Below are 22,930 nucleotides of genomic sequence, written 5' to 3'. Positions count from 1 at the left end.
ATTCTTCTTGGTTTCGAGACGGCTGACGAGGCACATCTCCAGCGTAAAGAACGGCCACGGCATGCCCTGCCGGACCGTTCGGACGGGGGCTTGTAACCGAAGTCCCCCGAAAGCGCAACCGGATTCCTGAAAAGCCGGGCGGTTGCGCCAGAAAAGCAGAAAGCCGCCCCGAGGGCGGCTCATGCCAATCGCCGGACCCCTTTTATCGGGGAGCCAGCACCATCATCATCTGACGGCCTTCGAGCTTCGGCTCGGCCTCGACCTTGGCGATCGTCTGCGTGTCTTCCTTGACCTGCAGCAGGAGCTTCATGCCGAGTTCCTGGTGCGCCATTTCGCGGCCGCGGAACTTGAGCGTCACCTTGACCTTGTCGCCGTCTTCGAAGAACCGGTTCATCGCCTTCATCTTCACGTCGTAGTCGTGCGTGTCGATGTTGGGGCGCATCTTGATTTCCTTGATCTCGACGATCTTCTGCTTCTTGCGCGCTTCGGCCGCCTTCTTCTGGTTGGCGTATTTCAGCTTGCCGAGATCGAGGATCTTGCACACCGGCGGATCGGTGTTGGGGGAAATCTCCACGAGATCGAGGCCGGCGTCTTCCGCCATGCGAAGGGCCTGATCGGTGGGAACGATACCGTGGTTTACACCTTCGGCATCGATGAGCTGAATCCGGGGAATCCGGATTTCACGGTTTGAGCGCGGGCCGTCCTTGACCGGGGCGTCCGCTTTGAAGGGTCTGCGAATGGTCGTATTCTCCTCGAATAGTTTCGAACAGGGCTACCTAATTTCGGGGCAATCGTACCCGCCGCCTCGCGCACGGGCGCTGCTTGCGGGCAATGTGTCGATCACCGAGGCGAAGTCAATACCACGTCGTACGGAAAAAATCACCATCTGTGCCGCCCGGTGCGAAATCGTGTAAATCGGAGCCCGAGAGGCGGGTGCCGCGGCAGGACGCGCGGCCGCCACCGGCAATCCAGGAGCATGTCATGACCCCAGAGCAAACCAGCGAAACGAGCGGCAGCGTATCCGTCGGCACAGGCCGCGACCGGCGCGAGATCGTCATGCGCCTTCTCCCCGAACGGGAAGGCAACCCTCATCCGCATCTCGTCTGGCTCGGCGGCTACCGTTCGGACATGACCGGCACGAAGGCCGCCGAACTCGCAAGCCTTGCCGCCGAACTCGGCACCGGCTGCGTGCGCTTCGACTATTCCGGCCACGGTGCGTCGGGGGGCGCCTTCGTGGACGGGACGATCTCGCGCTGGCTGGAGGAGACGCTTGCCGTCGTGGCACACGCCAGAAAGCATCTCGGCACGCGGCGCATGATCCTCGTCGGCTCGTCCATGGGCGGCTGGCTGGCGCTGCGACTCGCGCAGGAACTGCGCCGGGCCGGACAGGGCTCCGAGATCGCCGGCATGGTCCTGATCGCCCCGGCACCGGACTTCACCAGCGAACTGATCGAGCCCAAGCTGACCGAGGCCGAACGCAACTCGCTCTCTGAACGCGGCTACTTCGAGGAGCCGACCCCTTACGGGCCGGACCCCAATGTCTACACGCTGAAGCTGATCGAGGATGGACGCCGGAACCGGGTGCTGGGCGGGGTGATCGACGTCGGCTGCCCGATCCACGTGCTGCAGGGCATGGCGGATCCGGACGTGCCCTACACCCACGCCATCAGGCTGATGGAGCACCTGTCCTGCGACGACGCCGTGCTCACCCTGATCCGCGACGGCGACCATCGCCTTTCGCGTCCGGAGGACATCGAGAAGCTGAAGGAGGCGGTGTCCCATCTGCTCAATGCTGCATAATGGTCACGCGCCGCGACGCATTTTAACCATGTTGTCGCATTGCGAATTATCGTGATTGACGAGCAGGCCCCTAAAAATTTAACGTTTTGTTAACGATTGAGGGGACACCCATGGCGCGAATGATTGGTGCTAAGGCTATTTTTGCGGCAATTTCAGCCTTGTTCATTTCGTCTTCCGTCGCCATGACGGCCCCTGCATCGCCCCTGTCCATGCGCACGGGCAGCGTCACGTCGCAGCCGATCGGGCACTATGAATTCTGCCGGTCCAACCCTTCCGAATGCAGCACCACCCGGCGCGACCAGGGTGCGGCCAAGGTAACGACGTTCGGCTGGACCGTCGTCCGGGATATCAATTCGGAGGTCAACCGCACCATCAGCCCGATGACCGACAAGGACCTCTACGGCCGGGACGAGTACTGGTCCTATCCGGATACGGCCGGCGACTGCGAGGACTTCGTGCTGCTGAAGCGTCGCAAGCTGATGGAGCACGGCTTCGAGGCCGCCGACCTGCTCATCACCGTCGTGCGCAAGCCCGATGGCGAAGGCCATGCCGTCCTGACGGTGCGGTCAACGGAAGGGGACTACGTCCTCGACAACCTCGACAACGACGTGAAGCTCTGGACCGAGACGCCTTACCGCTATCTGAAGCGCCAGGCATCCTTCAATCCCGGCCGCTGGGTGTCGATCGAAAACGGCGACGCGGTCATGGTGTCGTCGGTCGGCAATTAAACGAGCCCTCCTGCGGAACGTTCCGCTGCGGCGGCCGGCATCCCGGCCGTTCTCGTATGGTCCTTTCTCGCATGTCGTTGTCGCAAAACAGCGGCGCAGCCTTGCGCGACATGCTCTCAAGCATTGCCGATCAGCACGCCGCAGGCGAATACCAGCCCGCCACCGAGGACGACCTGGAAGGCGGCGCGCAGAAACGGCGTTTCCATGAAGCGGTTCTGGATGAAGGCGATCGCCCAGAGCTCGACGAAGACGACGCCGACGGCAATCGCGGTGGCGAGCGCGAAGTTCGGGATCAGGTAGGGCAGCGCGTGGCCGAGGCCGCCGATGGCGGTCATGATGCCGGAGGCAAGGCCGCGCCTGACCGGCGAACCGCGTCCGGAGATCTTGCCGTCATCGTGGGCAGCTTCCGTGAACCCCATGGAAATCCCGGCGCCGATGGAGGCGGAAAGCCCCACCAGGAAGGTCTGCCAGGTGTCCTGGGTGGCGAAGGCGGCCGCGAAGATCGGGGCAAGGGTGGAAACCGATCCGTCCATCAGCCCGGCAAGACCCGGCTGCACATAGGTGAGGATGAACTGCCGACGTTCGACCGCGTCTTCCTCGGCGATCGCCGCCTGGTTCGCCTCCCCCTCGGCCATGTGGCGCGCCTTGTCCTCATGGGCCTTCTCGGCAATGGCGAGATCGCCCAGGAGCTTGCGTGTCTGCGCATCCGTCGTCCTGGCCGCGGCCTGCAGGTAGAAGCGGTGCGCCGCCTCTTCCATCGCCTTCGCCTGCGCGCGGGCGGTCTGCACCGGCATGTTGGCGATCAGCCAATCCGGCTTCCGCTCTGGAAAGTCGCGCACGAATTCGCGCCGGACCAGCGGAATCCGGTCGCCGAAGCGGCGGATGTGCATGTCGATCAGCAGGCGGCGGTGTTCGTTCTCCTCGCCAGCCATCTCCTCGAACATCCCGGCCGTGTGCGGCGAGCTTTCGCGCAGCGCGTCGGCATAGGCGAGATAGATGCGGCCATCGTCCTCCTCGGAGGAGATGGCAAGGGCAAGAATTTCCTGCTCGCTGAGCGATTCCAGCGAACGCTTGCCGTTACGGAAGATGCGGGAGAACATGTCGAAACCCTTTTTAGAATAATTCTAAAAATATGCATCGAGACGAGGAACGTCAACCGCTTCCCATGCGGCAGAAGATACGGTTCAGGGGACGGGAGCCAAAGGCCGGGGGTCAGAGCAGCCCTTCTTCGGCCTGTTCGCGGGCAGCGGACAGGCCCCGAAAGATCGGCGAGGCGATGTCGGCCTCGATCATTGCCGACAGGCCGGCAGCAGTCGTTCCCCGATATTCGAGGAAGATATCGACAAGGTCGGAGGGCGGGGTATCGGATTGCGCCATCAGCACGCCCGCGCCGAGAAAGAGCTGACGCACCGCGGCATCGGCCGTTTCCGGGTCGAGACCGGCACCGATCGCATGGCGGATCATCGCATCGGCAAAGAGAGCGGGAAAGGCCGGGCCCGAGCCGGTGAGCGCGGTGAAATAGTCGAGCTGCGCCTCATCGTGGATGCCGTGCGCCTGGCCCGATGCCGAAAAGAAGCGGAAGACGAAATCCGCCTCGTCGTCGGTCACGCCGTCGGTCGCAAACCATGGCGTGAACGACAGCCGGTATTCGGCGCAGGCATTCGGCATGGCGCGCACGATGCGGGTGGCGCCGTAGCGCTCGGCAAGCTCGGCAACGCTGACGCCGGCGACCACGGAAACGAGCAGCCGGTCCGTCAGGTCGACATCGACCTCGTCCAGGTCGTGCGGGCGCACGCAAAGCATGACGATGTCAGCACGCGCCGCCAGCGCCTCGTTGTCGGTCGTGAGGGCAATGTCCGGCCAGTCCTCGAAGCCGGTCACGTCGCCGGAGCGGGAGGACAGGATCAGCTGCCGCGGACGGATGACACCGTCTTCGAGCGCAGGATGCAGCAATGCCCCTGCGAGCCAACCGCCACCGCCGATGACCCCGATCGTCGCCACGCTCGCCTCAGGCCCATTCGCCCGCGCGCATCACCGGGATGCGGCTGCCGTCGGCACGGATACCATCGATGTCGATCTCGCCCGAACCGATCATCCAGTCGATGTGGATCAGGCTCGAATTGCCGCCCTGTGCGGCGATCTGCTCCGGGGAAAGACTGGCGCCGTCGAGGAAGCACTTCGAATAGCACTGGCCGAGCGCGATGTGGCAGGCGGCGTTCTCGTCGAAGAGGGTGTTGTAGAAGAGCAGTCCGCTCGCCGAGATCGGCGAGGAATGGGGCACGAGCGCAACCTCGCCCAGCCGGCGCGCGCCCTCGTCGGTATCGAGGACCTTGTTCAGCACGGCCTCGCCCTTCGACGCATGGGCCTCGACGATGCGACCCGCCTCGAAGCGGACGCGGATGTCGTCGATCAGCGTCCCCTGGTGGGACAGCGGCTTGGTGCTCGCCGCATGCCCCTCGACGCGAAGGGCATGCGGCGTCGTGAAGACCTCCTCGGTCGGGATGTTCGGATTGCAGGTGATGCCGTTCTTCGCCGTCGAGGCGCCGCCGTGCCATTCGTGGCCGTCGGCGAGGCCGACCGTCAGGTCGGTGCCCGGCCCCCTGAAGTGGAGGGCTGCGAAACGCTCGCCGTTCAGCCAGGCGGAGCGGCTGTGCAGGTTGGCATTGTGCGCCTTCCAGGCGCCCACCGGGTCGTCGCGGTCGACGCGCGAGGCGGCAAAAATCGCGTTCGCCAGCTTCTCCACCGCCACGTCCTCGGCATCGTCCGGAAAGACCTGCCGCGCCCAGGAGGGGTTCGGATAGGAGACGATGTTCCAGTTGATGTCGAAATTGGCAATCTTCTCCAGCGCCGGCTTGTAGGCAATCGAGTTCGCCTTGTTGGCGCGCGCCACCTTGGCCGGATCCTCGCCGGACAGAAGCATCGGGTTGTCGCCGGCGATCGCGAGCCTGGCTGCGCCATCGGCATAGACCTTCGCCATGCCCTGGTAGAGCCAGTCCGTCGCCCGGTCGAAGCTCTCGTCGGGCGCATGGCGATAGCGGGCCAGCGTCGCCTCCTCGTCGGCATAGAAGGTGCTGACGAGACCGGCGCCGGCGATGTAGGCGTGCTTGGTGATCAGGCGGACCAGCGGAAGTGCCGCGACCGGCGCCGTCATCACCAGATCCTGACCCCTCTGCAACTGGAGGCCGACCTTGACGGCAACCTCCGCGAGCCTCTCGAGTTTGACGGGATCGACGGGCGTGGATGCTGTACGAAGCGGTGCGTTCATCGCTCTTACCTGCTGTCTTCGATTGCGTTGCCTTCTACTTAGGACGGAATGGCGAAAAACAGAAGATCGGCGACGACAGCCGGAGCAGATAAGTCAGGCGACGACCGGGGCGGCCACCGCATCGAGGGCCCTGCGCGCCTCTTCCGGCGCAAGACGGACCTGCAGGCCCCGCTGCCCGCCATTGATGTAGACGCGCTCATGGGCGAACGCCGCCGTCTCGATCGCCGTCGGCACGGCCTTGCGCTGCCCGAACGGGCTGATGCCGCCCACATGGTATCCCGTCAGCCGCTCGGCATCGGCCGGCTTCATCATGCTCGCCGACTTGCCGCCGAAGGCTGCGGCCAGCTTCTTCATGCTGACCTCGCAGTTGGAGGGCACGACGACACAGACGGGCCTGCCGTCCACCTCCGCCATCAGCGTCTTCAGCACCCTGTCCGGCACCTCCCCGATCGCTTCGGCGGCCTGCAGGCCGACCTTCTCGGCGGAGGGGTCGTATTCATAGGTGTGAACCGTAAAGGCGACGCCTGCCCTTTGCAGGGCCTGGGTGGCGCGCGTGGTCTTGGACATGGCGTGACCGTCGAAGATGCAGCAACTGAAGACGGACAATCGGTGCCGCATGCTCGCGATCCTTGTCAACAGGGATGCAGCCGAAGCCGAGCTGCGAAAATGCGAAATGTCAGGGAGAAGCGCTTTCCTGCTGGATCGGAGCGGAACGGGAGCGCCAGCGACCTTGCCATGCCACAAAGTATTGGTTACTGCCAGATTCCTTCGATCGGCCGAAACCTGCACTGGTTGTTCCCTTCCGGGTCATTTTCGGCAAGCGGGTGGATCGTGCTGCAGTTCCGTCGACTTCAATTTCACTATCTCCTATCGACCAACCGGTTTGCGGAGGCGCTCGCGCTTGCGGAGGCGGACCCCGAGGCGACCCGTGCGGGTCGCGCCTGGGCACTCTACCGGCTCGGCTGCTACAGGTCGGCGAGCGCCCTCCTGCGCCAGCCGCGCTCCGGGCGGGAGGCATTGGCGCTCGGCATTTCGCTCGCCGCGTCCGGCGAGAGCGAGGCCGGCATCGCGCTGCTTCGCAAGGCGCACGAGGGCGGACAGCTCAATGGACGGCAACTGGCCGCCGCGGCGGAAGCGGTGGCTCCCTACAGCCTGGACACGGCAACCCATTTCTGTCGCGCCGGCGCTCCGGTCCGCGCCGGCCTGCGGATCGCACTGCTCCTGGCGGAAGGCCGGCAGGAAGAGGCGCTAGCGGAGGCAAGGGCGGCGATCGGACGCGGCGAGGGTGAGCGCGAACCGGACCTGCACCTGCTGCTCGCCAATGCCACGGGCGACGAGAGCGCGGCCCTGCCGCTCGCCAACGACTTCCTCGCAGCGCACGGCCTGTCGCCGGTTGCCCTGATCGATCCGCAGCGACCGATCTCCGCCTCGAACCTGGCAAGCCGCGTCGCCGCCGGCAGCGTCCGCGGGCCGCTGGTGACGATCACGATGCCGGCCTACAACACCGCCGAACGGATCGGCCGCTCGATCGAGTCGCTGCTGGCGCAAACTTACCGGGACATCGAGGTGCTCGTCGCCGACGATGCGAGCACCGACGACACCGTCGCTGTCGTCATGGCCCTTGCCGCGCGCGACGACCGCGTCCGGCTGATCCGGCGCGACCAGAACGGCGGTCCCTATGCCGCACGCAACCTGGCGCTTGCCCATGCCAAGGGCGACTTCGTGACGTGCCAGGATTCCGACGACTGGGCGCACCCGGAGAAGATCGCGCGGCAGGTGCGGCCGCTCTTGAAGGACAAGGGGCTGTTCTTCACGTTGTCCAACTGGGTCCGCGTCGACGATCACGGCCAGTTCTACGCCCGGCAGGTCTATCCGCTGACGCGCCTCAATCCGGCTTCCCCGCTGTTTCGTCGCGAGGTGGCCCTTGCCCGCGCCGGCACCTACGAGGACGTCCGCACGGGTGCGGACAGCGAGTATATCGCGCGGCTGAAGCTCGTCTTCGGATGGCGGGGATGGCGCCGGTTGCGCCAGCCGCTTTCTTTCGGCGCGCACCGGCCGGGATCGCTGATGACGGATGCCGGCACCGGCATCGCGCGCGGCAAGGTCAACCTCGAGCGGCTCGACTACTGGGAAGAGTGGACCGCCCGGCACATCGGACGGTTTGCGCGGAAGTAGCGCCGATCCGATCGCAGGCGCGGGCGGGCTCAGTCGAACAGGGCATTGCCGTTTCTGGCATTGCGGAAACGGGCAGCCGCCTCCGTCCTGTTGTGGACGCCAAGCTTGCGGATGATGTTGTGCAGATGGATCTTGACCGTGTGCTCGGAAAGGCCGAGCCCGGCGGCGATCAGCTTGTTCTGGAGCCCGCGGGAAACCATCTCCAGGATCTGCAGTTCCCTGGCCGTCAGTTCCGCGACGCCGCTCTCCGCCTTGCGCGGAGCGGTTGGCATGCCGTTGTGGGCCGGGATGGTCGGCCCGGGATCGCCGGGCCGCACGCCGACGACCGACCCCGGGGGCAGGTATTCGCCGCCGCACAGCATGAGCCTGATGATCGAGAGCCAGATATCGAGCCGCATGTCCATCGGCAGGACGCTACGGAACAGGGCGGAATCGGTGACGGCCGAGAAGGAGGTCGCCTGCATCTTGTCATAGGGTTCGATGACGGCGGCAAGGGCATGCGGATGGACGCGCCCAAGCATCGCGGCGGCAGCCTCGGCCTCATGCACCAGGGCGACATCGACGAGGATCAGGGCCACCGGATGGGCAAACGCCCTGCAGCCGGCGGAGACACTCTCCACCTGCTCGACGAGAACCCATGGGAACTCGCGCTCGACCGCATCGATCAGCCGCTTCGATACGCTCCCCGTGTTCGTGACTATCAGCATCACGCGCTGTGGTTCAGGCCCGCCCCTGATCCCTGCCGCGCCCGGTTGCGCTTCCGCGTAGTCGTTCCCGTCCAAAAGCACCATATCCCTTCACCCGCCCTGCCCGATCCGGCCTTCGTCGCCGGCAATCGTCACTGCCGACGAACGCACGAAATCGTGCACCATCGACAGGACCTTAACGCACGTCACGAACGACCGCGACGGCGCAAATGGGCTGAGAAAAGGATAGAAAGGCAATGCGCCTGGGGGCACCGGGCGAGGCACGTTCATCCAAACGAACTAACCTTAGGTGAAGCCTACCCACCAACTTGGGCATCCGGCGCAATTCTCCTCCTACCTCGCCCGCCCGGACACCGCCCATAGATCGCACCTGCCCCGGCCGGAGCTACGGAACGGCGATGGGGGTAGGCCCTGCACATGCTCTTTCACCAATATTGATGAAGTCGGAGCAAGGTCCTGCCCCTTCTCAATATTTCAGGAATTTGCACACTGGGACACGCTGTCCGGAAGGCAGCGCCGAGCATTGGTCGAGCGTGCATTTGTATCTTGCATCTGCATCTCCCTGTGACGGGTCGGAGAAAGACATGCCAGTCGCCATTCTGCAAAGCTGCAGGTCCCTCAAGGCCGGGATCATCCTCTCCGCGCTGGTCGTGGCCGGCGCGCTGGCGCCTGCGCCGGCCGTTGCCTCGAAGCTTGCGCCCCAGACGCGCATCCGGCTGTCGGTGGTCCAGTGGATGCCGACACGGGGGACCTACGAGCGCTGGGATGCACTCGGCGGCGAGTTCGTCGTTTCCGACGAGGGCACCCTTTCGCTTCCCGTTCTCGGCAATGTTCCCGTCGGCGACCTCGACGAGGCCCAACTGGCGGCCAGGATCGCCGAGCAGCTGAAGACGCGGATCGGGCTGGTCGAGAAGCCCGACGCCTCGATCGCCGTCATCGACTACCCGCCCGTCTACGTGGTCGGTGACGTCGCCTCGCCCGGAGAATACCGCTTTCGCCCGGGCCTGACCGTGCTGCAGACGCTCGCCATGGCCGGCGGCGAATTCAGGCTGGAGGGTCTCACCGGCACGCGCGGGGTGGAATATGCGGGCGAACTGCGGGAACTGAACGATTCCATCCTGCGCGGCAGCATCCGCGTGGCCCGGCTCGAGGCCGAGATGGCCGGCGCCAAGGGTTTCGATTTCGACCTGAAGCCCTATCGCGACAACCCGCTGGCCGCGACCATCTTCCAGCAGGAGCAGCAGATCTTTGCCGCACGCGCCGCCGTGGTCGAGCGCCAGTCGCGCTCCTTCACGGAACTTCGCGAACTGATGGGCCAGGAGATCGACACGCTGGAGAAGAAGATCGACAGCAACGACGAGGACATCGAATCCGTCCGCAAGGAACTCGAGACCGTCAAGCCGATGGTGGAGCGCGGCGTGATCCTGCCGACGCGGCAGACCGACCTGGAACGCTCGCTGCGCGGATACCAGGCGACACGGCTCGACATGGTCACGGCGATCATGCGCGCCCGCCAGAACATTTCCGAGGCGACGCGCAATCTCGAGGGGCTGACCGACAACCGCCAGGTGGACGTGACGGCGCAGCTGCAGGCGGAAAAGGGCGCGCTGAAGCAACTGCAACTGCGGCGCGACACTCGCAACAACGTGCTGAACGGCGCCCTTGGCGGCAATGCGGACGGCGACAGCGCGGCCAGCACCTCGCTCACCAGCTACAGCATCTCGCGACGCGCCGGCGGCAAGGTCGACATGCTCGAGGCGAACGAGACGACGACGGTGCAGCCGGGCGATGTCGTGCGCGTCGTGCGGACGCGGCTGCCGACCGCCGGCACTCTGCCGGACGAGGCCGCGGACGTGCCGGCTGCGGACGATCCAACGGAGCAGGCGAGCCAATGACGAAATGGGGCAAGGAACCGGCCGGGCCGGGGCGCAACGAGGGGCAGACGCGATGAAGGGCATAATCCTGGCGGGCGGCAGCGGCACGCGGCTCTATCCGCTGACGATCGCGGTGTCGAAGCAGATCCTGCCGATCTACGACAAGCCGATGATCTACTATCCGCTGAGCGTGCTGATGCTCGCCGGCATCCGCGAGATCCTGATCATCTCCACCCCGCGCGACCTGCCCTGCTTCCGGGCCCTGTTCGGGAACGGATCGGATCTCGGCCTGGACATCTCCTATGCCGAGCAGCCGCATCCGAACGGGCTTGCGGAGGCCTTCATCATCGGCCGCAACTTCATCGGCTGGGACAACGTCGCCATGATCCTCGGCGACAACATCTTCTTCGGTCACGGCCTGCCGGGCATCTGCCGCGAGGCGACGGCCCGAAAGAAGGGCGCTTCGGTGTTCGCCTATCACGTCGACGATCCCGAGCGCTACGGCGTCGTGAGCTTCGACCGCAAAACCGGCAAGGCGCTGACGATCGAGGAAAAGCCGACCGAGCCGAAATCGAACTGGGCGGTGACGGGCCTCTATTTCTACGACAACGACGTCGTCGACATCGCCCAGACGATCAAGCCCTCTGCCCGCGGCGAGTTGGAGATCACCACCGTCAACAACATCTACCTGGAGCGCGGCGACCTGCATGTCTGCCAGCTCGGCCGCGGCTATGCCTGGCTCGATACCGGCACCTATGACAGCCTCCAGGACGCCTCCTCCTTCGTGCGCACGGTGGAACGGCGCCAGGGCGTGCAGATCGCCTGCCCGGAGGAGATCGCGCTGGAAATGGGCTGGCTCGGACCGGAGGAGGTGAGCCGGCGCGCCAGCCTGCTCGGCAAGACGGCCTATGCCGCCTATCTGAACCGCCTCGTCGAGGAACGCGCCGGATGACGCTGGAAATCAGGCGGCTGGAGATCGAGGACGTGCTGGAGATACGGCCGCGCAAGTTCGGCGACGAGCGCGGTTTCTTTTCCGAGACCTGGAACGCGCAAGCCTTCGCAGAGGCCGGCATCGCGCTCGATTTCGTCCAGGACAACCATTCCTATTCCGCAGCGCGCGGCGTCCTTCGCGGGCTCCACTACCAGCTTCCGCCGTTTGCGCAGGACAAGCTCGTGCGGGTGACGCGCGGGGCGATCTTCGACGTCGCCGTCGATATCCGCGAGGGATCGCCGACCTTTGCCCGGTGGTGCGCGGCGCGACTTACGGCCGCCGACTGGAACCAGTTGCTCGTTCCCAAGGGGTTTGCGCACGGCTTCGTGACGCTCGAGCCGGACACAGAGGTGATCTACAAGGTCACGAGCCCCTATTCGCCAGCCCACGACCGGTCGATCCGCTACGACGACCCGCAGATCGGCATCATCTGGCCGATCGCCGCCTCGCAATTCCAGCTTTCGGACAAGGATCGCAATGCGCCACGCCTGGCACAGGCGGACGTCTTCGGGCCAACGGGGGGAACCTGGCCATGAACATTCTCGTCACCGGCGGCGCCGGCTTCATCGGCTCGGCGCTCTGCCGCCATCTCGCCGCCGATCCGGAAAACCGCGTCGTCAACGTCGACAAGCTCAGCTATGCCGGCAACCTCGCCTCATTGTCTTCGATCTCGGGCCTGCCCAACTACCGTTTCGTGCGGGCCGACATCGGCGACGAAGCGACAATCGGCGAGGTGTTGCGAACCGAGGCGATCGACCGCGTCATCCACCTTGCCGCCGAGACGCATGTCGACCGTTCGATCGACGGACCGGGGTCCTTCATCGAGACGAACATCATCGGCACCTACCGGCTGCTGCAAGCGGTGCTGAAATACTGGCGCAGCCTGCCCGCGCCGGCTGCCGAGCGGTTTCGCTTCCACCATGTCTCGACCGACGAGGTCTTCGGCGACCTTCCCTTCGACGACAGCACCTTCAACGAGGCCACGCCCTACGCGCCGTCCTCGCCCTATTCGGCCTCGAAGGCGGCCTCGGACCATCTGGTTCGCGCCTGGCACCATACGTTCGGCGTGCCGGTCGTCATCACCAACTGCTCCAACAACTACGGGCCCTTCCATTTCCCGGAAAAGCTCATCCCGCTGGTGATCCTGAACGCGCTGGACGAAAAGCCGCTGCCGATCTACGGCGCCGGGGCGAACGTCCGCGACTGGCTCCATGTCGAGGACCATGCCCGGGCGCTGGCGCTGGTGGCCGAACGCGGCAGGATCGGAGAGAGCTACAACATCGGCGGCGGCGCCGAGCTGACCAACCTAGCGGTCGTGGAAGCCATCTGCGACGCGCTCGACAGGCGGCGGCCGCGCCGGAACGGCGAGAGCCATCGCGCGCTGATCGCCTTCGTCGCCGATCGTCCGGGCCACGACCGGCGCTATGCGATGGATACGTCCAAGATCGAGCGCGAGCTCGGCTGGGTGCCGCGGGAGACCTTTGCGACCGGGCTGGAGCAGACCGTCGACTGGTATCTCGACAACGACTGGTGGTGGCGGCCGATCCGCGAAGGCACCTATGCCGGCGACCGCCTCGGCAGACTGGCCGCAGGGCAATGAAGATCCTGGTGACGGGCACGCATGGACAGCTGGCGACGAGTCTCGTCGAGGCCGCCACTGCCATGCCCGGCATCGAGCTGGTAACGGCCGGGCGACCGGCACTCGATCTTTCGGATCCGGCCTCCATCTGGCGGGAGATCCTTGCAGCCCGGCCCGACATCGTGGTCTCGGCGGCGGCCTACACTGCGGTTGACCGGGCGGAAGACGAGCAGGATCTCGCCTACACGGTAAACGTCATCGGCGCGGCCGCGGTCGCGGACGCGGCTGCGACCCTGCGGATCCCGGTGATCCACATCTCGACCGACTACGTCTTCTCCGGGGACGCCGGGCGGCCTTATTCGGAAGACGACGAGACGGAACCGAGGACGGTCTATGGCTATACGAAGCTGCGTGGCGAGCATGCGGTGGCGAGCGCCAATCCACGCCACATCATCCTGAGGACGAGCTGGGTCTACAGCCCCTTCAGCGCGAATTTCGTCAAGACCATGTTGCGGCTTGCCGGCGAACGCCCGGCGATTTCCGTCGTCGCCGACCAGTGGGGCAATCCGACCAGCGCGCCGGACCTCGCCGATGCGATCCTGCTGGTCGCGACACACCCGGCAAGGGAGCGCCCCGGCATCTATCACGTGGCCGGCACCGGCGATACCAACTGGGCCGGCCTTGCCCGGTCGGTGTTCGAGGCGAGCAAGGCGAACGGCGGGCCCTTCGCGGAGGTCCATGACATCGCGTCGGCGGACTACCCGACCAGGGCGCGGCGACCGCTGAACTCGCGCCTGTGCTGCGCCAAGTTCGAACGGACATTCGGCTGGCGCGCGCCGCCATGGCAGGAGAGCACCGCCGCGGTCGTCCGCCGCGTGCTGCAACCGGATTGACGAAAACCCAAGGGGACGGGTGCCGATGCGGCGCTCGCACGGATCGATGGCAATGACCGCGCCGCAAACCGACAGGCAACAGTCCTATTTCCACATCCTGAAGTCGATGGCGATGATCGGGGGATCCTCGGTCATCAACGTGCTGTTCTCGATCGTGAAGAACAAGGCGCTGGCCATCCTGCTCGGTCCGGCCGGCGTCGGGCAGATGAGCCTCTATCTCTCGATCGTCGATCTGGCCCAGGCTCTGGCGGGCTTCGGGGTCCAGTCCAGCGGCGTGCGCCAGATCGCCGAATCCGCGGGCACCGGCGATACCGACCGCATCGCGCGCACCGCGACAGCCCTGCGCAGGACCTCGGTCGTGCTCGGCCTGATCGGCGCCGTCCTGATCGCAGCCCTCGCCAGCCCGATCGCCAACCTCACATTCGGCGACGACCAGCATACGCTGGGGGTTGCCCTGCTGGCTCTGGCGATCCTCCTGCAACTGGTGGCCGGCGGCCAGATCGCGCTGACGCAGGGCATGCGCGACATCGCCAGTCTCGCCCGCATCCAGATCCTGTCGGGTCTTGCGACGACCTGCATCACCGTCTCGCTGGTCTTCCTCTTCGGTCCCGCCGCCCTGGCGCCGGCGATCGTCATGAGCGCGGCGGCACTGCTGCTGATCTGCTGGTGGTCCGGCCGGAAGCTTCGCATCAGCCGGCAGGCCATGTCGACCGGCGAACTGGTCGAGGAAGTCGCGCCGCTCCTGAAACTCGGTTTCGCCTTCATGCTGAGCGGCATCCTCGGCTTCGGCGCCGCCTATGTCATCCGCATGCTCGTGACGTGGGAGGGGGGAATTGCCGCCGCCGGGCAGTACCAGGCGGCCTGGGCGCTCGGCGGCCTCTATGCCGGCTTCATCCTGCAGGCGATGGGCGCCGATTTCTATCCGCGCCTGACGGCGGCTGCGAGCGATCACGTGGCCGCCAACCGGCTGGTGAACGAGCAGACGCAGATCAGCCTGCTTCTGGGAGGGCCGGGCGTGCTGGCCACGCTGACCTTTGCGCCGGTGGCGATGTGGCTGTTCTACTCTCCGGAATTCTATCCGGCCGCCGAGATCCTGCGCTGGATCTGCCTGGGCGTGCTGCTCAGGATCGTGTCCTGGCCGCTCGGATACGTGATCATCGCCAAGGGCCGGCAGATGATCTTCTTCTTTTCCGAGGTCGTCTCGCACAGCCTGCACGTGGTCCTGGCCGTGCTGCTCGTGCCGCGGCTCGGGCCGACGGGTGCTGCGATCGCCTTTCTCGGGCTCTATGTCTGGCAGGGGTTCATGGTCTACGCCATCGCCTGCCACCTGACGCAGTTCCGCTGGTCGGGCGCCAATGTCAGAACCGGAGCACTCTTCATCGCCGCCTCGGGCCTCGTCTTCTGCGCGACGCAGTACCTGGCGCCCTGGCAGGCCATGGCGGCGGGTACGCTCGTGACCCTCGTCCTCGGCCTCCATGCGCTTCGCAGCCTGCTCAGCCTGCTGCCGCCCGAATCCCTGCCGATGCCGGTGCGGGCCCTGCTTTCGAAATCGGTGTGAGCCCTGCCGCCCGGTCCGGCGTGCTTCCCCGAGACAGAACGAGCCCCGGGGGCGGTCCGCACCCCGGGGCTTTCGATCTGTAGCGGATTTACATTTGTCCGGCCGGCGCCAATAGCTGCGGCTTCGCGCTTAGTAAAAGGCGGCCTACTCGGCCGCCGCGATCGGGCGCTCGCGGGACGGCAGGCGGCAGGCCTGACGGAGTTCGTCCAGCACCGTCGCCACGTCGGTTTCCGTCATCTGCGCAAACAGCGGAAGGACGACGCACCGCTCCTGCGCGGCGACGCTGTTTTCCAGGCTTCCGACGACCCTGTGCGTCGACGGATCGGCATAGGCCGGCTCGCGATGGCTGTTCATGATGCCGCGACGGGTGGAGACGCCGCGATCGAGCAGCGTCTGCATGACCTTTAGCTGGTCCAGCCCCTCTGCGAGGCGTACGCAGTAGCTTTGCCAGTTGGTGCGCGCCCAGGCGGGCTCGCTCGGCGCCTCGACGCCGGGGATGTCCTCCAGGCCCTGGCGGTAAAGCTCCGCCATCCTGCGGCGACCCTCGATCAGGTCCGGGAGCCGGGCAAGCTGGATCCGGCCGATCGCCGCCTGCATGTCGGTCATGCGGTAGTTGTAGCCGAGCTCGGGATAGCTCTCGAAGATCACCTGCCTGGAGCCATGGCGCACCGCATCGGTGACGCTCATGCCGTGCTGCCGCCAGAGGCGGAACTTCGCGTCATAGTCGGCATTGGCCGTCGTCAGCATGCCGCCGTCGCCGGTGGTGAGCAGCTTGCGCGGATGGAAGGAGAAACAGGCGACGTCGCCATGCGGCTTTCCGACCTTCTCCCACCGGCCCTGCCAGAGGATCTCGCTTCCCGAGGCGCAGGCCGCGTCCTCGACCACCGGAATGGAATGGCGCCTGCCGATCGCGACGATACGCTCGAGGTCGCAAGGCATGCCGAGCTGGTGGACGCAGAGGATCGCCTTCGTCTTCGGCGTAATGGCGGCCTCGATCCCGGCCGGATCGATGTTGAAGCCGTTCTCCTCGATGTCGACGAAGACGGGAACGGCACCGCAATAGCGCACCGCATTGGCGGTGGCGATGAAGGAATGGCTGACGGTGACGACCTCATCGCCCGGCCCGACGCCGACGACCTTCAGCGCCAGGTGCAACGCCGTGGTGCAGTTGGACACCGCGCAGGCGTGGTCCGCGCCGACAAAGGGGGCGAACTCGTTTTCGAACGCCGCGACCTCAGGACCTTGCGTGACCCAGCCGGACAGGACAACCCGCCTGACGGCCTCTACCTCGCGCTCGTCCAGCATCGGTTTTGCAACGGGGATCATCGCCATCACGCCGCCTCGCCCTTGGCCCGGTCCACTTCGCTGCGCCACCAGGCGACCAGTTCGCGCAGTCCGTCCTCGAGCGAGATCTCGGTGCGGAAGCCGAGAAGCCGCTCCGCCTTGCTCGTGTCGGCCAGCCGGCGGGTGACCGCATTGACCTTGCGCGCCGGCTGGAACTGCGGCTCGACGGAGGAATCCATGATCCGGACCAGCATCTGGGCAAGCTCTAGCAGGCTCGTCTCGGTGCCGCTGGCGACGTTGAAGATCTCGTCGGTGACGTTCGATTTCGCCGCCAGCATGTTGGCGCGGGCAATGTCGCGCGCATTGACGAAATCCATCGTCTGCAGGCCGTCACCGAAGATGATCGGCGGCAGGCCGGCCGCAATCCGCTCCATCCAGCGGATCATCACCTCGGTATAGACGCCGTAGGCATCCATGCGCGGGCCATAGACGTTGAAGTAGCGGAGCGCGGCGTAGTTCAGGCCGTACATGTCGGTGAAGCTGCGCAGCAACGCCTCGTTGAACACCTTCGCCGCACCGTAGATCGTGCGGTTGTTGTAGGGGTGGTGATCCTCGGTAGTCGGGAAACTCTCGGCGAGCCCGAGCACGGATGCGGACGACGCCGCCACGACCTTCGAGACGCCGGCATTCACCGCAGCCTCGAGCACGTCGAACGTTCCGCCGGCCAGCACCTCAAAGGCCAGCCTCGGTTCTTCGGCACACTGGGTGATGCGGATTGCGGCCTGGTGGAAGACGATGTCCACCCCTTCGAACATTTCGGCAAGCAGCTTGCGGTCACGGATGTCGCCCTCGACGATCGTCACCGGGGCAGCGGCGATTGCCGCCTCCAGATTCTCGCGCCGGCCGCGGACGAAATTGTCGAGGACGAGGATTTCGCGCGGCTCTTCCAGGGCGACCAGGTCGGCAATGTGCGAGCCGATCAGGCCCGCCCCGCCGGTGATCAGTATCCGTTTGTTCTTCATGACCTATCCACCGTTCATGAGGGGAGGTCCGGCAGCGGTTCCTGCCGCCACCGGATGAATTTCGCCGGCACGCCGGCAACGACCGAGAAGGGCTCGACGTCGGACGTGACCACCGCGCCGGCGCCGACAATGGCGCCCTTGCCGATCGTGACACCGGGCAGGATCGTGGCATTGGTGCCGATATCGGCCCAGGCGCCCACCCTGACCGGCTTGATCTCGAGGTCTGTGCGGATGATCGGGACGTCGACGGGGATCGCCGTATGGCTCGATCCGAGCACCTTGGCGCCCGGCCCCCAGCCGACATGATCCTCCAGCACCAGGTTGCGCGCGTCGAAATAGGCCTGCGGGCCGATCCAGACATTGTCGCCGATCCGGCATGTGCCGTCGAAGCGACCCTGGATATAGGCCTGGGCGCCGATGAAGACGCCGCTGCCGATCTCGAAGGTCTCCGCATGCTTGAAGCCGACGCCGCTGCCGACCTGCAGCCCGGAGCCGGAACTGCGGGCAAGCGCCTTCACGATCAGCTTGCGCATCATCGCGTCGAAGAACCCGTCGCCCATCGCAAAGCGCCCGTAGAACTCGACGAGGCCGGCCGTGGTATAGGCCCGCTTCAGTTCCTCGACGAGTTCGCGCTGGTAGTCCGGATCGGCCGGCGCCTCGCGACGGCCGTGGACCGAAGGCACGATGCGGGCGGCGAGGAGGGGTTCAGCCGACATAGGCTTCCTGCTCCATCGCGGCCACCACCTGCTCGACCTGGCGCGCCGTCATCTCGGGATAGATCGGCAGCGACAGGACAGTGTGCGCGGCCATCTCGGAAACCGGGAAATCGCCGGGCTTGTAGCCCAGGTCGGCATGCGCCTTCTGCAGGTGCACGGGAATGGGATAATGCAGCCCGGTCTGGATGCCTTCGGCCTGCAGATGGCGCTGGAGGGCGTCGCGGTCGCGGCAGCGGACGGCATAGACGTGGTAGACGTGCCGGCGGCCTTCGAACTCGGTGGGGGGCGTCACCTCCGGCGATCCCTTCAACAGGCGTGAATAGCGCGTCGCATGGGCACGACGGGCCTCGGTCCAGTCCTCCAGGTGTCGCAGCTTGACCCGCAGGATCGCACCCTGGATGCCATCCATGCGATAGTTGAAGCCCTTGAGCGCATGGTGGTAGCGCTGTTCCTGGCCCCAGTCGCGCAGCATGCGGATGGTCCTGGCGTGGTCGTCGTCGTTGGTGACGACGATGCCACCCTCGCCGCAGGCGCCGAGGTTCTTGCCCGGATAGAAGCTGAAGCAGCCGGAAATGCCGATGCTGCCGGCGCGCTGCCCCTTGTCTTCAGCGCCGTGCGCCTGGCAGGCATCCTCGATGACAGGAATGCCGTGGCGGTCGGCGATCGCCTTGATCGCATCGAGGTCGGCCATCTGGCCATAGAGATGGACCGGCAGGATCGCCTTGGTGCGCGGCGTGATCGCCGCCTCCAACTGCTGCGGGTCCATCGTCAGCGTCACCGGCTCGACGTCGACGAAGACAGGGGTCGCGCCAGCATAGCAGATCGCCGATGCGGTGGCGACGAAGGTGAAGGGCACGGTGACGACCTCGTCGCCGGGGCCGACGCCGGCGGCGAGCAGCGCCAGATGCAGCGCGCTCGTGCCGGTGTTGACCGCGATTGCGTGCTTCGTCCCGCAATAGGCCGCAAACTCGCGCTCGAACTGGGCGACCTCCTCGCCCAGCACATACTGTGCCGAAGCCAGAACGTCGAGAACCGCCGCGTCGATCTCGCTCTTCAGCGAGGCGTACTGGGCCTTCAGATCGAGGAACGGGATCATGCAATGCGCCTCTGCTGCTCGAGTTCGATGACGCGGCCGCGCTGGGCGAGCGACTGGGTCGCGGCTTCCAGGATGCGCACGACACGCAGGCCAGCCTGACCGTCGGCCTCCGGCTGGCCATTGGTCTCGATGCATTCGACGAACTGCCGCAGTTCGCGGCCGAGCGCCTCGGTCATGTCGAGTTGCGGGGCGTACATGTCGCCGGTGCGGTAGCCGACCAGCATCTGGTAGACCTTCTCGCCGTTCTTCTGCGGATTGCCGTTGAGCGTGATGCCCTTGTCGTAGACCTTGATCTTCTCGCTGGCCTCGAGGTCGTCATAGACGATCATCTTGCCGCTGCCGCCGACCAGCGTGCGGCGCACCTTCACCGGCGCCAGCCAGTTGACGTGGACATGGGCGATCAGCTTGCTCTCGAAGAACAGCGTCAGATAGGCGATGTTCTCAGGCTCGCCCGCCACATGGCTCATGCCGGTGGCGCAGACCGCGACCGGCTTCTCCGGCAGCACGTAGTCCATGATCGAAAGATCGTGCACCGCCAGATCCCAGATGACGCTGACATCGTGCTGGAAAAGGCCGAGGTTCACCCGGACGCTGTCGTAGTAGTAGATGTCGCCGAGACCGTTCTCGACGATCTCGCGCATCTTGCGGACGGCGCCGGTGTGGATGAAGGTGTGGTCGACGGCGAGCACCAGCTTGCGCCTTGCTGCCTCCTCGACCATCCGGCGCGCCTCGTCGCCGGTGGACGCCATCGGCTTTTCGACGAAGACGTGCTTGCCCGCCATCATCGCCTTCATGGCGAGCGGGTAGTGGGTCGAGACCGGCGTCGCGATCGCCACCGCGTCGACCCGCGGATCGCGCAGGATCTCCTCGAAGTCGTCGGTGATCTCGATTGCGGGATAGCGGAGCTTGACGTTCGCCAGCCGCTCCTTTGCGAGATCACAGACATAGATCACTCTCGCATTGGGGATCTCGGCGATGTTCCGAACCAGGTTCGGCCCCCAGTATCCATATCCGACTACAGCAATGCCGATCATCATTTTCTCCCGGAAGAGCGGATCTCGTAGGGCGCGTCCGCGACGCGGCCGATGACGCGCGCCGGCACGCCGGCGACGATTGCATGAGGGGGCACGTCCCTCGTCACCACCGCGCCGGCTCCCACCTGCGCGCCCTCGCCGATCGTCAGGCCGGGCAGGATCGTGGCATTGCTGCCGATCGAGGCCCGGCGGCCGACGCGGGTGGGAAGCAGTTCCCAGTCGCTGTCGGTCTGCAGGCTCCCGTCCGGATTGACGGCGCGCGGATGCATGTCGTTGGTGAACATCACGCCGTGCCCGACAAAGACGCCATCCTCGATGGTGACGCCCTCGCAGATGAACGTGTGGCTGGAAATCTTGCAGTCGCGGCCGATGGCAGCGTTCTTCTGGATCTCGACGAATGTCCCGATGCGGCTGCCGGCCCCGATCGTGCAGTCATAGAGATTGACCAGATCGGGATGATGAATGACGACCCCCTCGCCGAGGGTCACTGAAGGTGCGATCATTCCGGATGAGCCCCCGTTCCCGCCAAACCCCAAGAAGATCTGTGGCCTGAACCCACGGTTCCCGGCAAAGTTCTTCCGGGGTTCAGCAGAGTTCTTTTCAGGCTGGGAGTAAAGGAAACAAAACGCGGTAGTCGTTTCGTCTAAAGGTGTATCCGAACGGGGGTAGATGCTCAGTATGCGCGGCTGCGATTAGCCGCCTCGCTCGAAGGTGTGACCCTGCGGAAGGTCCTGCGTCCACCGCGCAGCGGTGACAGGGGTAGACGGGCCGCCGTCGCACCTCGCGAACGTGTCCGATGCGAAAAGCGCGCCGGGGTGTCCACCGGCGCGCTTCCTGTTCTCTACAAATTCCGTCGGCGCAAGCTCCGGCAGCAAACGTGGTTCGCTGTCAGAACAACCAGATGTCGTCGGCCGACAGTGTGTAGCCATTGTCGAAGACGGCGACCTTGATCTGTGAGGCAGAGCCGCTGCCGTCCTTGTCGAAGTAGAGCGTGTCGGTCTTCTTGTCGAAGATGAAGCGGTCGTTGCTGTCGAGTGCACGGGTGCCGAGCCGGAACGCGCTGTCGGCCAAGGCTCCGGTGGGCCCGGATGTGACGTCGAAACGGATCAGGTCGTTCGAAGCGAAGTCGGTGATATGGTCCGGCTTGTCCGATTTCAGGGTCGCCTGACGGAATACAAACCCGTCTGCGCCGCTGCCGCCGGTGAGCTTGTCATAGCCACCATCGCCGCGAATGATGTCGTTGCCGGCGCCGCCCTTGATCACGTCGTTGCCGCCACCGCCATATAGCCTGTTGTCACCGGAGTTTCCGATGATCTCGTTCGCCTTGCCATTGCCCGTGCCCGTCAGGTCGCGGCTTCCCGACAGATGGAGGTCTTCGATGTTGGCGCCGAGTTTGTAGCTGGCGCTCGCCTTGACGAGATCGTGCCCCTTGCCGGGTTTCTCTATCACAACGTCCCGCGAGTCGTTGACACCATAGGTGTCGTTGCCGCTACCGCCGATCATCTTGTCGACGCCGAGGCCACCCTTGATGACGTTGTTGCCGCTGTTGCCCTTCAGCGTGTCGTTGTGGCTGGAGCCGGTCAGGTTCTCGATGCCGGAAAGCTTGTCGCCCTGGGCGTGCCCCCCGGTGCCGGTGCCCTTCCAGAGGCTGACGTTCACCGCAGCGTTGGAACCGGAATAGCTCGCCGTGTCGCGTCCGCTGCCACCGTTGAGGGTGTCGGCGCCGGCGCCACCCTTGAGCGTGTCGTTGCCGGTCCCCCCGTTGAGCGTGTCGTTGCCGGCGCGACCGTCGAGGGTGTCATTGCCTGCCTTGCCGTTGAGGGTATCCTTGCCGGAGGTGCCGACGAGCTTGTCCTTGCCGCTCGTGCCGTCGATCACCTTGTTGCCCGGGGTCGGGGTAGGCGTGGGCGTAGGCTCAGGGGTCGGAGTGGGCTCGGGCGTCGGCTCCGGGGAAACGGTCCCGTCACCCGGCTCGGGCGCACCGTTCCTCGGGTACTGGACGTTGCCGGAGAGAGACGGCTTGGAGTTCTCGATGCTGTAGTAGCCGTAGTAGCCCTTCTCGATGTGGTTATTGGTGATCGTGACGCCGGTGATCGGGCCGCCATCGGCGCGACCGTCGACATAGATCGGGTAGCCGCTGTCGCCGAGCAGCAGGTTGCCGGTCACCTTGACGTTGGCGATCGGGCCGAAGTCGTTCTTGATGAAGAC

General features: G+C 65.6%; 22 protein-coding genes. 9 read left to right on the top strand and 13 right to left on the bottom strand.

What is annotated here, in order from left to right:
* Positions 1 to 202: 202 nt before the first annotated feature.
* Complete coding sequence (gene infC / locus OCK02_RS08640; RefSeq protein WP_230807990.1) at positions 203 to 739, bottom strand: translation initiation factor IF-3; 537 nt, start codon at positions 737 to 739, stop codon at positions 203 to 205.
* Positions 740 to 981: 242 nt separating this feature from the next.
* Here infC and OCK02_RS08635 point away from each other — a divergent pair, with 242 nt between their 5' ends.
* Complete coding sequence (locus OCK02_RS08635) at positions 982 to 1,800, top strand: alpha/beta hydrolase (RefSeq protein ID WP_263812703.1); 819 nt, start codon at positions 982 to 984, stop codon at positions 1,798 to 1,800.
* Positions 1,801 to 1,982: 182 nt separating this feature from the next.
* Complete coding sequence (locus OCK02_RS08630) at positions 1,983 to 2,528, top strand: transglutaminase-like cysteine peptidase (RefSeq protein ID WP_263812702.1); 546 nt, start codon at positions 1,983 to 1,985, stop codon at positions 2,526 to 2,528.
* 116 nt (positions 2,529 to 2,644) lie between these two features.
* On the opposite strand, the gene mbfA is transcribed toward OCK02_RS08630, so the two are convergent.
* The 4 genes from mbfA to ybaK form a co-directional block, all read right to left on the bottom strand.
* Positions 2,645 to 3,628, bottom strand: a complete 984-nt coding sequence (mbfA, locus tag OCK02_RS08625; protein WP_263812701.1) for an iron exporter MbfA — start codon at positions 3,626 to 3,628, stop codon at positions 2,645 to 2,647.
* A 112-nt stretch (positions 3,629 to 3,740) separates the two neighbouring features.
* The gene (locus tag OCK02_RS08620) at positions 3,741 to 4,529 is read right to left on the bottom strand and encodes a pyrroline-5-carboxylate reductase family protein (protein WP_263812700.1); all 789 of its coding nucleotides are present in this window, start codon (positions 4,527 to 4,529) and stop codon (positions 3,741 to 3,743) included.
* Between the two features lie 7 nt (positions 4,530 to 4,536).
* Entirely contained in the window at positions 4,537 to 5,793 is a 1,257-nt protein-coding gene (locus tag OCK02_RS08615; protein ID WP_263812699.1) for an aminopeptidase, read from the bottom strand.
* A gap of 93 nt (positions 5,794 to 5,886) precedes the next feature.
* Positions 5,887 to 6,360 (bottom strand): Cys-tRNA(Pro) deacylase, encoded by a 474-nt coding sequence (ybaK, locus tag OCK02_RS08610; RefSeq protein ID WP_263813025.1) that lies wholly within the window; start codon positions 6,358 to 6,360, stop codon positions 5,887 to 5,889.
* Between the two features lie 264 nt (positions 6,361 to 6,624).
* Between ybaK and OCK02_RS08605 the strand changes: the two genes are divergently transcribed.
* Positions 6,625 to 7,968, top strand: a complete 1,344-nt coding sequence (locus OCK02_RS08605) for a glycosyltransferase family 2 protein (protein ID WP_263812698.1) — start codon at positions 6,625 to 6,627, stop codon at positions 7,966 to 7,968.
* Between the two features lie 29 nt (positions 7,969 to 7,997).
* Here the strand turns inward: OCK02_RS08605 and OCK02_RS08600 are convergent, their stop codons facing one another.
* A complete protein-coding gene (locus OCK02_RS08600; RefSeq protein ID WP_318530127.1) occupies positions 7,998 to 8,675 on the bottom strand; it encodes a response regulator transcription factor in 678 nt (225 codons plus the stop codon).
* A gap of 584 nt (positions 8,676 to 9,259) precedes the next feature.
* Between OCK02_RS08600 and OCK02_RS08595 the strand changes: the two genes are divergently transcribed.
* The 6 genes from OCK02_RS08595 to OCK02_RS08570 are packed head-to-tail and all read left to right on the top strand — an operon-like array spanning position 9,260 to position 15,570.
* The gene (locus OCK02_RS08595) at positions 9,260 to 10,570 is read left to right on the top strand and encodes a polysaccharide biosynthesis/export family protein (RefSeq protein ID WP_263812697.1); all 1,311 of its coding nucleotides are present in this window, start codon (positions 9,260 to 9,262) and stop codon (positions 10,568 to 10,570) included.
* A 52-nt stretch (positions 10,571 to 10,622) separates the two neighbouring features.
* A complete protein-coding gene (gene rfbA / locus OCK02_RS08590) occupies positions 10,623 to 11,501 on the top strand; it encodes a glucose-1-phosphate thymidylyltransferase RfbA (RefSeq protein WP_263812696.1) in 879 nt (292 codons plus the stop codon).
* Positions 11,498 to 12,076 carry a dTDP-4-dehydrorhamnose 3,5-epimerase gene (gene rfbC / locus OCK02_RS08585; protein ID WP_263812695.1) on the top strand — a complete coding sequence of 193 codons (579 nt, stop codon included), beginning with the start codon at positions 11,498 to 11,500 and terminating at the stop codon, positions 12,074 to 12,076. Before rfbA ends, rfbC begins: the two co-directional genes overlap by 4 nt.
* Entirely contained in the window at positions 12,073 to 13,140 is a 1,068-nt protein-coding gene (rfbB, locus tag OCK02_RS08580; protein ID WP_263812694.1) for a dTDP-glucose 4,6-dehydratase, read from the top strand. Before rfbC ends, rfbB begins: the two co-directional genes overlap by 4 nt.
* Positions 13,137 to 14,012 carry a dTDP-4-dehydrorhamnose reductase gene (gene rfbD, locus OCK02_RS08575; RefSeq protein WP_263812693.1) on the top strand — a complete coding sequence of 292 codons (876 nt, stop codon included), beginning with the start codon at positions 13,137 to 13,139 and terminating at the stop codon, positions 14,010 to 14,012. Before rfbB ends, rfbD begins: the two co-directional genes overlap by 4 nt.
* 52 nt (positions 14,013 to 14,064) lie before the next feature.
* Complete coding sequence (locus OCK02_RS08570) at positions 14,065 to 15,570, top strand: O-antigen translocase (protein WP_263812692.1); 1,506 nt, start codon at positions 14,065 to 14,067, stop codon at positions 15,568 to 15,570.
* Positions 15,571 to 15,714: 144 nt separating this feature from the next.
* On the opposite strand, the gene OCK02_RS08565 is transcribed toward OCK02_RS08570, so the two are convergent.
* The 7 genes from OCK02_RS08565 to OCK02_RS08535 form a co-directional block, all read right to left on the bottom strand.
* Positions 15,715 to 16,902 carry a DegT/DnrJ/EryC1/StrS family aminotransferase gene (locus tag OCK02_RS08565; RefSeq protein ID WP_263812691.1) on the bottom strand — a complete coding sequence of 396 codons (1,188 nt, stop codon included), beginning with the start codon at positions 16,900 to 16,902 and terminating at the stop codon, positions 15,715 to 15,717.
* Complete coding sequence (locus OCK02_RS08560) at positions 16,902 to 17,876, bottom strand: NAD-dependent epimerase/dehydratase family protein (protein WP_263812690.1); 975 nt, start codon at positions 17,874 to 17,876, stop codon at positions 16,902 to 16,904. The genes OCK02_RS08565 and OCK02_RS08560 overlap by 1 nt, the downstream gene beginning before the upstream one ends.
* A gap of 14 nt (positions 17,877 to 17,890) precedes the next feature.
* Positions 17,891 to 18,592: an acyltransferase gene (locus OCK02_RS08555; RefSeq protein WP_263812689.1), complete on the bottom strand. Its 702-nt coding sequence runs from the start codon at positions 18,590 to 18,592 to the stop codon at positions 17,891 to 17,893.
* Positions 18,582 to 19,688 carry a DegT/DnrJ/EryC1/StrS family aminotransferase gene (locus tag OCK02_RS08550; RefSeq protein ID WP_263812688.1) on the bottom strand — a complete coding sequence of 369 codons (1,107 nt, stop codon included), beginning with the start codon at positions 19,686 to 19,688 and terminating at the stop codon, positions 18,582 to 18,584. The genes OCK02_RS08555 and OCK02_RS08550 overlap by 11 nt, the downstream gene beginning before the upstream one ends.
* Positions 19,685 to 20,722 (bottom strand): Gfo/Idh/MocA family protein, encoded by a 1,038-nt coding sequence (locus OCK02_RS08545; RefSeq protein WP_263812687.1) that lies wholly within the window; start codon positions 20,720 to 20,722, stop codon positions 19,685 to 19,687. The genes OCK02_RS08550 and OCK02_RS08545 overlap by 4 nt, the downstream gene beginning before the upstream one ends.
* A complete protein-coding gene (locus OCK02_RS08540; RefSeq protein WP_263812686.1) occupies positions 20,722 to 21,225 on the bottom strand; it encodes an acyltransferase in 504 nt (167 codons plus the stop codon). Before OCK02_RS08540 ends, OCK02_RS08545 begins: the two co-directional genes overlap by 1 nt.
* A gap of 385 nt (positions 21,226 to 21,610) precedes the next feature.
* Positions 21,611 to 22,930, bottom strand: a 1,320-nt coding sequence (locus tag OCK02_RS08535; RefSeq protein ID WP_318530126.1) for a calcium-binding protein, incomplete at its 5' end; no start/stop codon positions are given.

The organism is Rhizobium sp. TRM96647, from assembly GCF_025780115.1.
GTDB lineage: Bacteria > Pseudomonadota > Alphaproteobacteria > Rhizobiales > Rhizobiaceae > Mycoplana.
Note: the sequence above shows the minus strand (reverse complement) of the source record. Positions and strands in the feature narration are given on the sequence as shown.